The organism is Serratia sp. 22264 (assembly GCF_052045345.1).
GTDB classification, from domain to species: Bacteria; Pseudomonadota; Gammaproteobacteria; order Enterobacterales; family Enterobacteriaceae; genus Serratia; species Serratia plymuthica.
This window is the reverse complement of the sequence record NZ_JBQEOY010000009.1, coordinates 182,923-197,127: the sequence shown is the minus strand read 5'-3', so window position 1 is coordinate 197,127 and position 14,205 is coordinate 182,923. Positions and strand designations below refer to the sequence as shown.

12 protein-coding genes are annotated in these 14,205 nt (G+C 55.7%); 3 read left to right on the top strand and 9 right to left on the bottom strand.

Translation table 11 applies throughout. The annotated features are described in order from the left end of the window. Positions 1-260: 260 nt before the first annotated feature. From hemG to ACTJJ1_RS23620, 5 genes are all read right to left on the bottom strand, one after another. On the bottom strand, positions 261-794 hold the full coding sequence (gene hemG, locus ACTJJ1_RS23640; protein WP_440835573.1) for a menaquinone-dependent protoporphyrinogen IX dehydrogenase: 534 nt from the start codon (positions 792-794) through the stop codon (positions 261-263). A gap of 22 nt (positions 795-816) precedes the next feature. After that, positions 817-2,268 carry a Trk system potassium transporter TrkH gene (gene trkH / locus ACTJJ1_RS23635; RefSeq protein WP_004951050.1) on the bottom strand — a complete coding sequence of 484 codons (1,452 nt, stop codon included), beginning with the start codon at positions 2,266-2,268 and terminating at the stop codon, positions 817-819. A gap of 34 nt (positions 2,269-2,302) precedes the next feature. Beyond that, positions 2,303-2,917, bottom strand: coding sequence for an IMPACT family protein (locus ACTJJ1_RS23630; RefSeq protein ID WP_004951048.1), 615 nt, complete (start codon positions 2,915-2,917; stop codon positions 2,303-2,305). Then, on the bottom strand, positions 2,917-4,248 hold the full coding sequence (gene pepQ / locus ACTJJ1_RS23625; RefSeq protein WP_006323112.1) for a Xaa-Pro dipeptidase: 1,332 nt from the start codon (positions 4,246-4,248) through the stop codon (positions 2,917-2,919). Before pepQ ends, ACTJJ1_RS23630 begins: the two co-directional genes overlap by 1 nt. Before the next feature lie 112 nt (positions 4,249-4,360). Next, positions 4,361-5,557 carry an MFS transporter gene (locus ACTJJ1_RS23620; protein ID WP_004951044.1) on the bottom strand — a complete coding sequence of 399 codons (1,197 nt, stop codon included), beginning with the start codon at positions 5,555-5,557 and terminating at the stop codon, positions 4,361-4,363. A 234-nt stretch (positions 5,558-5,791) separates the two neighbouring features. Between ACTJJ1_RS23620 and fadB the strand changes: the two genes are divergently transcribed. Beyond that, the gene (gene fadB / locus ACTJJ1_RS23615) at positions 5,792-7,981 is read left to right on the top strand and encodes a fatty acid oxidation complex subunit alpha FadB (protein ID WP_122289828.1); all 2,190 of its coding nucleotides are present in this window, start codon (positions 5,792-5,794) and stop codon (positions 7,979-7,981) included. A gap of 10 nt (positions 7,982-7,991) precedes the next feature. Next, the gene (gene fadA / locus ACTJJ1_RS23610; protein ID WP_004951042.1) at positions 7,992-9,155 is read left to right on the top strand and encodes an acetyl-CoA C-acyltransferase FadA; all 1,164 of its coding nucleotides are present in this window, start codon (positions 7,992-7,994) and stop codon (positions 9,153-9,155) included. Between the two features lie 172 nt (positions 9,156-9,327). Here the strand turns inward: fadA and fre are convergent, their stop codons facing one another. The 3 genes from fre to pepE form a co-directional block, all read right to left on the bottom strand. Further along, entirely contained in the window at positions 9,328-10,029 is a 702-nt protein-coding gene (fre, locus tag ACTJJ1_RS23605) for an NAD(P)H-flavin reductase (RefSeq protein ID WP_004951041.1), read from the bottom strand. Between the two features lie 49 nt (positions 10,030-10,078). After that, the gene (gene ubiD, locus ACTJJ1_RS23600; protein WP_004951040.1) at positions 10,079-11,599 is read right to left on the bottom strand and encodes a 4-hydroxy-3-polyprenylbenzoate decarboxylase; all 1,521 of its coding nucleotides are present in this window, start codon (positions 11,597-11,599) and stop codon (positions 10,079-10,081) included. Between the two features lie 64 nt (positions 11,600-11,663). Next, the gene (gene pepE / locus ACTJJ1_RS23595; RefSeq protein ID WP_062790053.1) at positions 11,664-12,389 is read right to left on the bottom strand and encodes a dipeptidase PepE; all 726 of its coding nucleotides are present in this window, start codon (positions 12,387-12,389) and stop codon (positions 11,664-11,666) included. A 245-nt stretch (positions 12,390-12,634) separates the two neighbouring features. Here pepE and rfaH point away from each other — a divergent pair, with 245 nt between their 5' ends. After that, positions 12,635-13,123 (top strand): transcription/translation regulatory transformer protein RfaH, encoded by a 489-nt coding sequence (gene rfaH, locus ACTJJ1_RS23590; RefSeq protein WP_004951038.1) that lies wholly within the window; start codon positions 12,635-12,637, stop codon positions 13,121-13,123. 47 nt (positions 13,124-13,170) lie between these two features. On the opposite strand, the gene hemB is transcribed toward rfaH, so the two are convergent. Then, the gene (hemB, locus tag ACTJJ1_RS23585) at positions 13,171-14,193 is read right to left on the bottom strand and encodes a porphobilinogen synthase (protein ID WP_004951037.1); all 1,023 of its coding nucleotides are present in this window, start codon (positions 14,191-14,193) and stop codon (positions 13,171-13,173) included. Between the last annotated feature and the right edge of the window lie 12 nt (positions 14,194-14,205).

Genomic DNA, 14,205 nt, shown 5'->3' with positions numbered 1-14,205 from the left:
AAATTGTTAAAGAGCAGTGAGTTAGCCGCCGTAGCTTGCTATCTCGAGGTGGCGTATACTACGCTTTTCACCCGAAGAGTCAAGCGTTTATTTCGCTTTTCTCTTACCGACCTGGCGACGTGTTCTCGTTAGAGGAGTCGTTGTTCCCGGTCAGTGGAGGCGCATTATAGGGAGTTCTCAGAAGGCCGCAACCCCTAAATGCAAAAAACTTTTCAAGCGCGGATTTTTTCGGCAAAACGCTGCACAAGCCAGCATTTCCGTCACTTTTCATACTGAATCTGGCCAAACTCTTGAGTAAAACGGTCCACCTGCTGCCAATCGGTATACTCCACTTCTTTACTGGTATCCGTTTCTCCTCCAGTCATACGCATAATAAATTGAATCATGACGCGATCAAACCAACGATAACGCGGGTAGCGCAGCGCGCCGGCAAACACCACGCACTGTTTTGGCTGCCACGGAGAGGAAAGCAGGAACTTACGGGTATAGGCATTGGTCTGCGGTGAACGTTTGTCCGCCTTGCGGGCGGTCAAGTTAACGGAAAAGAACGCACTCGGCATCTGGTTCAACTGGTCGGCATGCTGCTTAACGAACTTTTCCAGCACCGGATGGAAATGGCCGTAACGCACCGAAGCGCCAATCAACACCTGTTGATACTGGCTTAGATTGACATTGTCTGCCTGCAACAAGTCAATCACGTCACAGCCCAATGTATCCTGCAATTTACTTGCTATATAAGAAGCGATAGAACGCGTTTGCCCATCACGGCTCGAATAAAGAATCAGTGCCTTCACGGCGTTACTCCTTCTATCAGGATCATTCACGCCAGAACGTTGGCGTAAAGAGAACCAGCAGCGTAAAGACTTCCAGTCGTCCGAACAGCATGGTCAATACCAGAATCCACTTCGCCGCCGCAGGCATAGTCGTAAAGTTATCCGCTACCACGCCCAGTCCCGGCCCGAGGTTATTCAGTGTTGCCGTTACGGCGGCAAAGGCGGAGAAGTCATCAACGCCGGTGGCGATAATCGCCAACATGCTGACGATAAAGACCAGGGCGTAAGCCGAGAAGAACCCCCACACCGCCTCCAGGATCCTTTCCGGCAGCGCACGGTTACCCAGCTTAATGGTATAAACCGCATTAGGGTGCACCAACCTTTTCAGCTCACGCGAGCCTTGCAGATACAGCAACAGAATACGGATAACCTTCAGACCGCCGCCGGTCGAACCTGCACAGCCGCCAATAAAAGCAGAACACAACAGCAACATGGGCAGGAATAGCGGCCACTTGGAAATGCTGTCAGTGGTAAAACCCGCCGTCGTCGCCATAGACACCACCTGGAAGAAAGCCTGATTAAGTGTCTCCATGCCGGTTTTATAGACGCCATGGCCCCACAGTACCGCAGTACAGACCACAACCAGCGTAAATTGCACGGCAATGAACATGCGGAACTCAGGGTCGCGCCAGTACACTTTCAGATTGCGACCGCTTAGCAGGGCGAAGTGCAAGCCGTAGTTACAACCAGAGATCAACAGGAAAATAGCAATTATGGTGTTGATGGTCGGACTGGCGTAATAACCGATGCTGGCATCGTGGGTAGAGAAACCACCGATGGCGATGGTTGAGAAGCTGTGGCCGATAGCGTCAAAGACTGACATCCCCGCCCCCCATAACGCCAGCGCACAGGCAATCGTCAGCAGAACATAGATCAGCCACAGGGTTTTGGCCGTTTCGGCGATACGCGGTCGCATTTTGTTATCTTTCAGCGGGCCGGGCATTTCCGCGCGATACAGCTGCATGCCGCCGACGCCGAGTATCGGCAATATTGCTACCGCCAACACGATGATCCCCATCCCGCCCATCCACTGCAGCATCTGCCGGTAGAACAAAATGGCTTTAGGCAACGAATCCAACCCCACCAGCGTCGTCGCGCCGGTGGTAGTCAAGCCGGAAAACGACTCAAAGAAAGCATCAGTAAGCGACAGATTAGGCCGCTCCGAGAACAAAAATGGCAATGCCCCCACACTACCCAGCACCGTCCAGAACAGCACTACAATCAGGAAACCTTCACGTGGCTTCAGCTCATGTTTTTGTTTGCGATTAGGCCACCACAGGATCAGGCCAATCGTCACCGCCACAAAGAAGGTCTGGCTGAAAGCCCTGCCCGCCCCATCGCGATATATCAACGCCACCAGACCAGGAATAAACATCGTTCCGGAGAATAAGATGACCAGCAAACCTACGATACGGGTTATGGCGCGAAAATGCATTTCAGCACGATCCTTAGCAATTCAGTTGGGGGAATTATTGCGAAACAGGGATCAATTGCAAATTACCGCGACTGAGATCACGTAATTTTTTCCCAAAGGTCTCAACGACGGTTACCGGCAAAGCCAGGTGCAGCATGACGCAGGCGCCATATTCACCCTGAACGATCCGCCCTTCAGTTTGCTGTAACAGATTCTCGACCAGCGCCAGCTGCGCATAGTCACATTGCAAAGTATATTCGGCCTGCGGAACCTTGTTGCTCACAATCAACTGCTTTAGCGCCTGCTGCACGCCGCTGCCATAGGCTCGCACCAGGCCACCGGTGCCCAACTTGATGCCGCCGTAATAACGTACCACTACGGCGGTGATTTCACCTATGCCACTGCCCATAAGCTGCGCGAGGATCGGTTTACCCGCAGTGCCGGAAGGCTCACCGTCGTCGGAGAAACCCAACTGCTGTGAATCATTCGGTGGCCCGGCGATAAACGCCCAACAATGATGCCGTGCCGCCGGGTGCTCATCACGAGTCTGTTGGATAAATGCCTTTGCTGCATCCGGCCCGCACGTCGGCGCCAACAAGGTGATAAAACGGCTCTTCTTTATCTCCTCGCTGACGCTGACGGGCCCCGCAGGGATCGGATAAGGCTGCATCAGGCCAGATTCAGATCGCGCGTCATGTTCTCGATACGCTTCTCGTGGATCACGATATTGTCTTCAATACGCATTCCCCCATAAGGTTTCAGCGCATCAATGCGATCCCATGCAAAGTGCTTGCTAAACTCACCACTACGCCACGGCGCCAACAATGACTCAATAAAATACAGGCCAGGTTCGATAGTCAGCACCATGCCGGGCTGCAACACTCGGGTACAACGCAGGAACGGATATTTGGACGGCGCTGCCAGATGCGTACCCTGCTCGTCCTGCATAAAGCCGGCGGCGTCATGCACCTGCAAGCCCAGAGGATGGCCAAGGCCATGCGGCAGGAATGGGGTGGTGATCCCCTGTTCCACCATGGCTTCTTCGCTGATACCACTCACCAGCTTGTGGTTCTTGAGCAATTTGGCGATACGTTGATGCATCTGCACATGGTAGTCGGTGTAGCGCACTCCCGTTTTGATGGTACCCACCAGCGCCAACATCTCGGTATTGAGGTCCTTCACCAACTGTGCGAAATCACTGCCGCTCTGGCCTGCATAGGTACGCGTCAAATCGGCGGCATAGCCGTTGTATTCCGCACCGGCGTCAAGCAGGAAGCTCAGCGATTCGGCTGGCGGCTGATGGTTCAGCTTGGTGTAATGCAACACTGCCGCATGTTCATTCAGCGCCACAATATTGTCATAAGGCACATCGGTATCGCGGTGACCTGTAGCAGTGAGGTAGGCCTGATTGATGTCAAACTCGCTCATGCCGGACAGGAAGGCTTCATGGGCCGCACGGTGCCCCATAACGGCCGTCTTTTGCGCTTCGCGCATGCAGGCCTGCTCGTAACCGGTTTTGATTGAACGATGGAAATCCAGGTAGTTCAGCACCGCTTTCGGGTTCACGTTTTCCGCTGGGATACCGAGATCGCGGGCGCGTTGCTGCCCGTAACCGATATAGCCCACGCGCTCACGCTGAGCAGGAAGCTGCTGAGCGATATCATCCGCATTGGCCAGCGGCAACAGATCGATAGACTTGGTCCAGAAGCTGTCCGGCAGCGGCTCAACGCTGTGCCAGTAATCAACCGGCGAATAGAACCACAGTTTCGGTTTGTTAACGCCATCCACCCACAACCAGCAGTTCGGTACCGATGTGACGGGCACCCAAGCCTTGAAGTGCGCATTCACTTTGAACGGATAGCTATGGTCGTCCAGAAAAACCCGTTGCAGTTCTCCGGAGTGAATCAACAGAGCATCCAGTTTGTTGCGCGCCAATACCTCACGCGCCCGTTTTTGCAGCTCTGCCAGGTGGTCGTTATACAATGAAGCCAGCGTTTCCATCACAATACCCTTATACCCTTAAAACGGAATGCGCCATCTTAACACACCGCTCTGGCGCACCAACCCCATCACTTCTGGCATGCGGGGCAGTTCGCAAATCAGCGTAAAGTCGTTACATCCGCCGCTGAACCATCAACCAACCAAGTAAACCAAGCAGTGCAATTGCCACCGTCCACAGACCACCATGCTCCAACAAAACAGCACCGGCAGCGGCCACGCCCGCCAGGCATTGCTGCAGAAAACCGCATAACGCCATAGCATAAGCACCCTGTTCTTTAGCGTCGCTGACAGCCATCGCCATGCTATTCGGGAACAGCACCGCCTGGCCAAAAATCGTCAAGCAATACAAGGTAATGAATATCGTCATGCCGGAAACTCCCACCAACATGCCGCTCCACCACAACAACATAATCGCGACGGTCGCCAATGCGACCATGCTCGTTCCCACCTGCATCAACCGTCTGCCGCCCAAACGGGCCACTGTGCGGTTCACCGCCATCGCTCCGGTAAAGTAAGCCACGCCGATCACCAGCCCCAACGCACCAAAGGCGGTAACGTTGAGGCCAAAGCCCTGCTGCATCACAAACGGGCTCACCTCCTGTAAGGTTACCGTCGTAGCAAACCCCACCCCGCCCACGCAGGCCGGCCAGAAAAAGCCCGGACGAAGCAGGATACGCCAATAGGTCGCCGCCATTGCAGGCCGTTGGCCCACCGCACGGCCCGCCTCCAACGGCAACGTCGCCATTAACAGCAGGATCGCCAGCCCGGTTAGCCCCATCAACACAAAACCCATTTGCCAGTGCGAATACCGGCTGAGCAACCCACCAATAAACTGCCCGCCGCCCAGTGCAGTGATGAAGGCTATCGACAGCACCGAGAGACGCCGCGCCAGTTCATCCCCGCTCCAGTTGTCGCGCACAATAATGCGCGCGATGATCGCCGCCCCACCGGCAGCGGCGCCCTGCAGAGTGCGCAGCACCAACAATTGGATCCCGTTGTGACAAAACGCCAACAGCGCACTGCAGCCGATAAACGACACCAGAGAAAGCGTCAGCGGCAAACGGCGGCCAAAACGATCGGCCGCGGCCCCCCAGAACAGCACTGGCAATGCAGCGCCAATCACGAACAGGGATATGGAAAGCTCAGTGGCGCGGCGCGTCATCGCCAGTTCCTGCATCACCGTCGGCAAGGAAGGCAAATACACCGTTGTCGCCATCTGCGCCATAAAAACCAGCAAACACGACAGCGTCATGGTTCTGGCGGGAATACTCCAAAATCCGCTCTGTCTTGCACATATCGCTTTACTCATCCAACACCTCTGTATGGGTAGCGCTCTATCTCGGGCAAGTGTATTGAGCCTTTTGGCTCCCGGCAAATGACAAGAACGCCTAAAATATAATTACATATAAAATCAATACTTTAAATTTAACCCGTGTGATCCGCTTTGCAAAAACGCAATCTCTGGTTTGCATATTGTTAACATAAAAACCACACTCCTCATCATCTGGTCATACCAGATCAAACGCTGATTCAGGAGATAGACATGCTCTACCAAGGCGAAACATTACAACTGCACTGGCTCGATAACGGCATCGCCGAGTTGGTGTTCAATGCCCCAGGCTCGATAAACAAGCTGGATACCCGCACCGTTGCCAGCCTGGGCGAAGCGCTCGACGTACTGGAAAAACAGACCGAGCTGAAAGGGCTGCTGGTGCGTTCCAGCAAGGCCGCATTTATTGTCGGTGCCGATATCACCGAATTCCTTTCACTGTTCGCGGCTCCGGCTGAAAAACTGCACCAATGGCTGGCCTTCGCCAACGCGACCTTTAACCGACTGGAAGATCTGCCGGTACCGACCATTTCGGCCATTAACGGCTATGCGCTCGGTGGCGGCTGCGAATGCATTCTGGCCACCGACTTCCGGGTCGCTTCTCCCGATGCTCGCATTGGCCTGCCGGAAACCAAGCTGGGCATTATGCCGGGCTTCGGCGGTTCCGTTCGCTTGCCACGCCTGTTGGGTAACGACAGCGCGCTGGAGATTATCGCCGCCGGTAAAGACGTCAGCGCCAAAGACGCGCTGAAGGTCGGTCTGGTGGATGCGGTGGTCGCACCGGAGAAATTGGTAGAAGCCGCGCTGAAAATGCTGCAACAGGCTATTGACGGTCACTTGGACTGGCGTGCCTATCGTCAACCGAAACTCGATCCGTTGAAACTCAGCCCAATCGAAGCGGCCATGAGCTTCACCACCGCCAAAGGCATGGTGCTGCAAACCGCAGGCAAACATTATCCAGCGCCGATGACCGCGGTTAAAACCATCGAAGCCGCCGCTACATTGGGCCGCGATGAAGCCTTGAAATTGGAAACCGCCAGCTTTGTGCCTTTGGCGCGTTCCAACGAAGCGCGCGCACTGGTCGGTATCTTCCTCAACGATCAGTTTGTGAAAAGCCAGGCGAAAAAGCTGGCCAAAAACGCGGAAGCGCCGAAGCAGGCTGCGGTATTGGGCGCAGGCATTATGGGGGGCGGCATCGCTTACCAGTCAGCGCTGAAAGGCGTGCCGGTGATAATGAAAGACATCAGCGACAAATCCCTGGCGCTCGGCATGAACGAAGCCGCCAAACTGCTGAACAAACAGCTGGAGCGCGGCAAGCTGGACGGCATGAAGATGGCGCAGGTGCTGTCGACCATTCAGCCGACGCTGGATTATGCCGGTATCGAACGCGCGCAGGTGATCGTTGAAGCCGTGGTCGAGAATCCGAAGATCAAAGCGGCAGTGTTGTCCGAGGTGGAAGGTCTGATCGGTGAAGACACAGTGCTGGCATCCAATACCTCGACCATTCCGATTAATCACCTGGCAAAATCACTGAAACGCCCGCAAAACTTCTGTGGCATGCACTTCTTTAACCCGGTACACCGCATGCCGCTGGTGGAAATCATCCGCGGCGAGCAGACCAGCGACAACACCATCGCCGCCGTAGTGGCCTACGCCACCCGCATGGGCAAAACGCCGATCGTGGTCAACGACTGCCCGGGGTTCTTCGTAAACCGCGTACTGTTCCCCTATTTTGCCGGCTTTAGCATGCTACTGCGCGATGGGGTGGATTTCCGCCAAATCGATAAGGTAATGGAAAAACAGTTTGGCTGGCCAATGGGCCCGGCTTACCTGCTCGACGTGGTGGGGATCGATACCGCGCACCATGCCCAGGCGGTGATGGCGGCCGGTTTCCCTGAGCGTATGGGCAAAGATTATCGCGACGCCATTGACGTGATGTTCGACAACCAACGTTTTGGTCAGAAAAACCAACTGGGTTTCTACCGTTACAGTCAGGATAACAAAGGCAAGCCGCGTAAAGACAACGATGAGCAGACCGATGCGCTGTTGGCCGCCGTCTCCCAGCCACGCCAGACCATCAGCGACGAAGAAGTCATCGCTCGAATGATGATCCCGATGATCAACGAAGTGGTGCGCTGCCTGGAAGAAAACATCATCGCCAGCCCGGCTGAAGCCGATATGGCGTTGGTTTACGGCATCGGGTTCCCTCCGTTCCACGGTGGGGCGTTCCGTTACCTGGATACGCTTGGCACCGCAAACTATGTCGAACTGGCCCAGCGTTACGCGCATCTTGGCGCTCTGTATCAAGTGCCTGCCGGCCTGCGCGCCAAAGCTGAACGCAATGAAAGCTACTACCCGGTGGCGACGCCATTGTCCGATATCGCCACTGGCCAACCGGCATGAGGTCATAAAGATGGAAAACGTAGTTATTGTTGACGCCGTACGCACGCCGATGGGCCGCTCCAAGGGCGGCGCTTTCCGCCAGGTACGCGCTGAAGATCTTTCCGCTCACCTGATGCGTGCCGTACTGAGCCGTAATCCGGCTCTGGACGCGGCCGAAATTGACGATATTTACTGGGGCTGCGTGCAACAAACGCTGGAACAGGGGTTTAACATTGCCCGTAATGCCTCGCTGCTGGCCGAAATCCCGCATAGCGTACCGGCCGTTACCGTCAACCGACTGTGCGGCTCGTCCATGCAGGCTCTGCACGACGCAGCTCGCGCCATTATGGTCGGCGATGCGCAGGTTAGCCTGATTGGCGGCGTTGAGCACATGGGCCACGTGCCGATGAATCACGGCGTCGACTTCCACCCTGGCCTGAGCCGCAGCGTAGCGAAAGCCGCCGGCATGATGGGCCTGACCGCCGAAATGCTGGCCAAGATGCACAATATCAGCCGCCAGATGCAGGATGAATTCGCGGCACGCTCGCACCAACGCGCGCACGCCGCCACCCTGGCCGGTTACTTCAAAAATGAAATCATCCCCACCACCGGCCATGACGCCGATGGCGTGCTGACCCGTTATGACTACGACGAAGTCATTCGCCCGGAAACCACCGTTGCCAGCCTGGCGGCGCTGCGCCCGGCGTTCGATCCGGTCAACGGCACCGTAACCGCCGGCACGTCTTCGGCCTTATCCGACGGCGCATCCGCCATGTTGCTGATGAGCGAGTCACGCGCCAAAGCGCTCGGCCTGAAAGCCCGCGCCCGCATTCGTTCTATGGCGGTGGTCGGTTGCGATCCGTCCATTATGGGTTATGGCCCGGTACCGGCCAGCAAACTGGCGCTGAAGCGCGCCGGCCTGAGCATACAAGACATCGATCTGTTTGAATTGAATGAAGCCTTTGCCGCCCAGTCACTGCCCTGCATCAAGGATCTGGGGCTGTTGGACAGCATCGACGATAAAATTAACCTGAACGGCGGCGCCATTGCCTTGGGCCATCCGCTGGGCTGCTCGGGTTCACGTATCTCCACCACGCTGTTGAACAACATGGAACGCCGTGACGTGCAATTTGGTCTGGCGACCATGTGTATCGGTCTGGGCCAGGGGATTGCCACCGTATTTGAACGCGTTTAGCTGTGTCTATATTGGGATGACTGCGTAACTGATTCAAACCGCAGCATCCCGACAAGTTTAGTTGCCGTACTTCCCGCCTGTCAGGGGCGGGTTTTTTTATGCCTGAAATCTACAGGCGCGCCAATAAAAAAGGGCAGCCACCGGCCACCCCACTTTATGTCAACCTTACGCCTCAGATGAACGAGAAGGCATCGCCAAACATATGCGCTTCCTGCGCACCGCGTTCAACGCAGAAACGCTCACGGGCAATTTTGGCCATCTCGAACCGGCCGGCAATATAAATATCATGCTCCGCCAGCGTGCCGAAATCCTGCAATACCGCACTGAGCACCGTGCCGCTGCGGCCACGCCACTCGTCCTCCGGTTGTTCGACCACCGGGATCACCTTCAGATTCGGGTGCTGCAACGACAGCGCTTCCAGCTCACTCAAATCATACAGGTGCTTCAGCTCGCGCCCGCCCCAATAGATAGAGATATCGCGGTCCGGCTGTTGCTCCAGCGCAGTCAGCAGAATTGAGCGTGCATAGGAGAAACCGGTACCGCCAGCGATCAACACCAACGGACGGCTACCGTTTTCACGTAGCCAGGCATCGCCATGCGGAATATCAACGGTAATCGCCTGCTCTTTCAGAATGCGATCCATCACCGCCATAGCGTACAAATTCAGCTCCGAAGCGCCGATATGCAGCTCGATATATTCTTGCTGTGAAGGCGTCGATGCCAGCGAGAAAGGACGCTTGTCGCGCTCATCCATCACCACCATCAGATACTGTCCTGCCTTGAAAGAAAACGGCGCTTCTGGCACCAAACGTACCCGATAAACCGTATCGGTAATGGCCTCTACGGAGGTCACTTTACAGCTCAATATTGTCATGCGTTCCCTCTGTCGGGTCATCAATGCAAAACTGAGAACAGAGCCTGCGCTACAGCGTCGGTTCTCTGTCACTGAAAATTGCGAGCTCATCCCAGATTTCATCGACGCGCGTACGCACCTTTTCATCCATCTGAATTGGACGGCCCCATTCGCGCTGGGTTTCACCCGGCCATTTATTGGTGGCATCCAGCCCCATCTTCGATCCCAATCCAGAAACCGGGGAAGCGAAGTCCAGATAATCGATCGGCGTGTTTTCCACCATTACGGTATCCCTTGCCGGATCCATTCTGGTGGTGATCGCCCAAATCACATCATTCCAGTCACGTGCGTTAATGTCATCATCACAGACGATAACAAACTTGGTGTACATAAACTGACGCAGGAACGACCAGACGCCCATCATCACGCGCTTGGCGTGACCGGCATACTGTTTCTTGATAGTCACCACCGCCAGGCGGTAAGAGCAGCCTTCCGGCGGCAGATAGAAATCTACGATTTCCGGGAACTGCTTTTGCAAGATGGGAACAAAGACTTCGTTCAGCGCCACCCCCAAGACCGCCGGCTCATCCGGCGGACGGCCTGTGTAGGTCGAGTGATAAATTGCGTCGCGACGCTGGGTGATGTGGGTAATGGTGAATACCGGGAAGTGATCTATCTCGTTGTAGTAACCGGTGTGATCGCCATACGGACCTTCTGGCGCCATTTCACCCGGCTCAATGTAGCCTTCCAACACGATTTCCGCACTGGCGGGCACTTCCAGATCGCAGGAAATACACTTGACCACTTCGGTTTTATTGCCGCGCAACAACCCGGCAAAGGCATATTCAGACAGGTTGTCCGGCACCGGCGTGACGGCACCGAGGATAGTGGCGGGATCTGCACCCAATGCGACAGCAACCGGGAAACGCTCACCGGGATGCGCCTGGCACCATTCCTGGTAATCCAACGCGCCGCCGCGGTGCGACAGCCAACGCATGATCACTTTATTCTTGCCCAGCACCTGCTGACGGTAAATGCCCAGGTTCTGCCGCTCTTTTTGCGGCCCACGGGTAACGGTCAACCCCCAGGTGATGAGCGGTGCGGCGTCTTCAGGCCAGCAGTGCATCACCGGAATGCGGCCGAGATCGACGTCATCGCCCTGCCATACCTGCTCCTGGCAAGGTGCGGAGCCCAGTACCTTGGTCGGCATATTCAGCACTTGCTTGAACTTCGGCAACTTGTCGAACAGATCGCGAAACCCCTTCGGCGGCTCCGGTTCTTTAAGAAACGCCAGCAGTTTGCCGACCTCGCGCAAGGAACTGACATCCTCCTGGCCCATGCCCATCGCCACGCGATTGGCCGTGCCGAACAGATTGCACAGCACCGGCATGTCATACCCTTTCGGGTTTTCGAACAGCAACGCCGGGCCGCCCGCACGTAAAGTACGATCGGCAATTTCTGTCATTTCCAGATAGGGATCAATCGGCTGGCTGATGCGTTTTAGTTCTCCTCTCTTTTCCAGCAACGAGAGGAAATCGCGTAAGTCACGGTATTTCATGCTGATCATTATAACGGCCAGTGAGGAGGGCATTATAAGCCCTCTTCACGGTTGTTGCTGCACTTTTGTTAAACACCGGTAAAGACATCGCCGGTTCTCAGTGGCACGTGAATGGCACCAGCGGGCGTAGCGCCTGCGTATTGTCATACTCCCGGGCCTCCACGCCGTGGCGGAACACCTTGAAGCCTTGATCTCTGGCGCTGAAATAGCGCAAATCATTGCCCTCAACGTGCAGCAGGCTGCCCTCACGCAGCGCCACAACCGATTCGCTCGGATTGACCGCGCAGAACTCCGCCAAACGTTCATCGCGGGTTTCGCCCATGTGGCCGCTGATATGCGCATCAATATAGTGCGGGTTAATCTGTACCGGGAACAAACCCAATGCCGGCAACACTACGCTGTTGCGCACCGGCATATCATTAGTGGTGCGAATGCTTGGCGTAGCGACGTTGCAGCCGGCACTCCAACCAACATAAGGTACACCACGTTCACGAACCGCCCGCTGGATGGGGACGATCAGGCCCTTTTCATGCAGCATCTGGTTCAGCATCCAGGTGTTGCCGCCGCTGACCAAAATGCATTGCGCCTGATCAATCGCCGCCGCAGGAGATTCGGCGTGATGAATGCTGGTCACCTGGATACCCAGGGTCTGCGCCAGTTCCTGCGCACGCTGATCGTAGTCAGTGCGGATCAAGGCATAAGGGACGAATACGGCAGACGTAATCCCGTGGCGCTCGATCATCGCCAGCAGTCGGCTTTTGGCATAACCCAACAATTCATCCTCGCCGGACAGCTTGCCGTTGCTCAACAGAAATAACTCCATGTCTTCCCCTCAATCAAAAACGATGAATAACGTCACATCAGGCCGCATCAGGCCAAGGCATACTTGCGACGGTAACAAATTTTCAGCCCTCTGTTATACCCAAGCCGTGCGAATAAGTGTGTGACTTTCCGCTAATTGCCGGCGATTCATGCAGATAGCGGCTGTTACAAGCGGAAACTTGCATCACTATGTATCCGTACCGGCTTTTGATATGCTTACCGGCTGACAGAAAGGCATGTGAAATTATGGAATCTTGGTACTTACTGTATTGCAAACGCGGCCAACTTTTACGGGCGCAGGAACATCTGGTGCGACAGGAAGTGAACTGCCTGAGCCCGATCATCACGCTGGAAAAAGTCGTGCGCGGCAAACGCATTGCGGTCAGCGAGCCTCTGTTCCCCAACTACCTGTTTGTGGAGTTCGACCCGGAGCGCATTCACACAACGACCATCAGTGCAACGCGTGGTGTCAGCCATTTCGTGCGCTTTGGCTCGCTGCCGACGACCATCCCGCAGAAGGTTATCGAAGAGCTGCAGACTCATACCTGTGAAACCTACTTCGACCCGGAAACCCCTCAGCCGGGCGATACCGTGCTGATCGTCGACGGCATGTTCGAAGGGCTGAAGGCGATTTACACCGAGCCGGACGGGGAAGCGCGCTCGATGCTGCTGCTGAACCTGATTAACAAGCAGGTCAGCCAAAGCGTCGATAATCGGCAGTTCCAAAAGTTATAAAGCGAAAAGGCGCCCAAATGGCGCCTTTGTTATTGGATACTCACGCCTTAGCGCTGCATCGCTTCATCGTGCAGCCACTGGGCTACCCGTTTGGCGAAGTAGGTCAGCACGCCATCGGCCCCGGCGCGCTTAAAGCACATCAGCGACTCCATCACCGCCGGTTGCTCCTGCAACCAACCGTTCTGAATCGCCGCCATGTGCATCGCATATTCACCAGAAACCTGATAGGCAAAGGTCGGCACGCCAAAGGTGTCTTTCACCCGACGCACCACATCGAGATAAGGCATACCGGGTTTCACCATCACCATATCCGCGCCTTCCTGGAGATCTTGCGCAATTTCCTGCAGCGCTTCGTCACTGTTGGCAGGGTCCATCTGATAGGTTTTCTTGTTGCCGCCTTTCAGATTGCCGCTGGAACCGAGCGCATCGCGGAACGGGCCATAGTAGCAGGAGGCATATTTGGCGGAGTACGCCATGATCTGGGTATTAATCAGCCCCTGATGCTCCAGACGATCGCGGATCGCGCCGATACGGCCGTCCATCATATCGCTCGGCGCCACGATTTCCGCTCCGGCTTCCGCATGGGATAACGCCTGACGCACCAGAATATCTTTGCTGATATCGTTAATGACGTAGCCGTGCTCATCAATCACGCCATCCTGGCCGTGAGTGGTGTAAGGATCCAGCGCCACGTCAGTCAGAACACCCAGCTCTGGCACCGCGTCTTTCAACGCACGAACCGTACGCTGCACCAAACCGTCCGGATTATAAGCCTCTTCCGCATGCAATGACTTCAGGCCAGGTTCAATCACCGGGAACAGGGAGATCACCGGCACGCCAAGCTTGGCGATGGCTTCCGCTTCCTTAATCAACAAATCGATGCTCATGCGCGATACGCCGGGCATGGATGCTACCGCTTCCTGACGGTTACTGCCTTCCATGACAAATACCGGATAAATCAGGTCGTTAACCGTCAGTTGATTCTCCGCCACCAGACGACGGCTGAAATCATGACGGCGCACACGGCGCATACGGCGGCCTGGAAAGGCGCCCGGAAATGCATAGCTCATAGTTTTCTCCTA

What these genes read in the sequence shown, in the direction of transcription:
- hemB (WP_004951037.1), bottom strand. Translation starts at nt 14,193, where the DNA reads ATGAGCTATGCATTTCCGGGCGCCTTTCCAGGCCGCCGTATGCGCCGT.
- fadB (WP_122289828.1), top strand. Translation starts at nt 5,792, where the DNA reads ATGCTCTACCAAGGCGAAACATTACAACTGCACTGGCTCGATAACGGC.
- pepQ (WP_006323112.1), bottom strand. Translation starts at nt 4,248, where the DNA reads ATGGAAACGCTGGCTTCATTGTATAACGACCACCTGGCAGAGCTGCAA.
- ubiD (WP_004951040.1), bottom strand. Translation starts at nt 11,599, where the DNA reads ATGCCCTCCTCACTGGCCGTTATAATGATCAGCATGAAATACCGTGAC.
- trkH (WP_004951050.1), bottom strand. Translation starts at nt 2,268, where the DNA reads ATGCATTTTCGCGCCATAACCCGTATCGTAGGTTTGCTGGTCATCTTA.
- fadA (WP_004951042.1), top strand. Translation starts at nt 7,992, where the DNA reads ATGGAAAACGTAGTTATTGTTGACGCCGTACGCACGCCGATGGGCCGC.
- rfaH (WP_004951038.1), top strand. Translation starts at nt 12,635, where the DNA reads ATGGAATCTTGGTACTTACTGTATTGCAAACGCGGCCAACTTTTACGG.
- fre (WP_004951041.1), bottom strand. Translation starts at nt 10,029, where the DNA reads ATGACAATATTGAGCTGTAAAGTGACCTCCGTAGAGGCCATTACCGAT.
- ACTJJ1_RS23620 (WP_004951044.1), bottom strand. Translation starts at nt 5,557, where the DNA reads ATGAGTAAAGCGATATGTGCAAGACAGAGCGGATTTTGGAGTATTCCC.
- pepE (WP_062790053.1), bottom strand. Translation starts at nt 12,389, where the DNA reads ATGGAGTTATTTCTGTTGAGCAACGGCAAGCTGTCCGGCGAGGATGAA.
- ACTJJ1_RS23630 (WP_004951048.1), bottom strand. Translation starts at nt 2,917, where the DNA reads ATGCAGCCTTATCCGATCCCTGCGGGGCCCGTCAGCGTCAGCGAGGAG.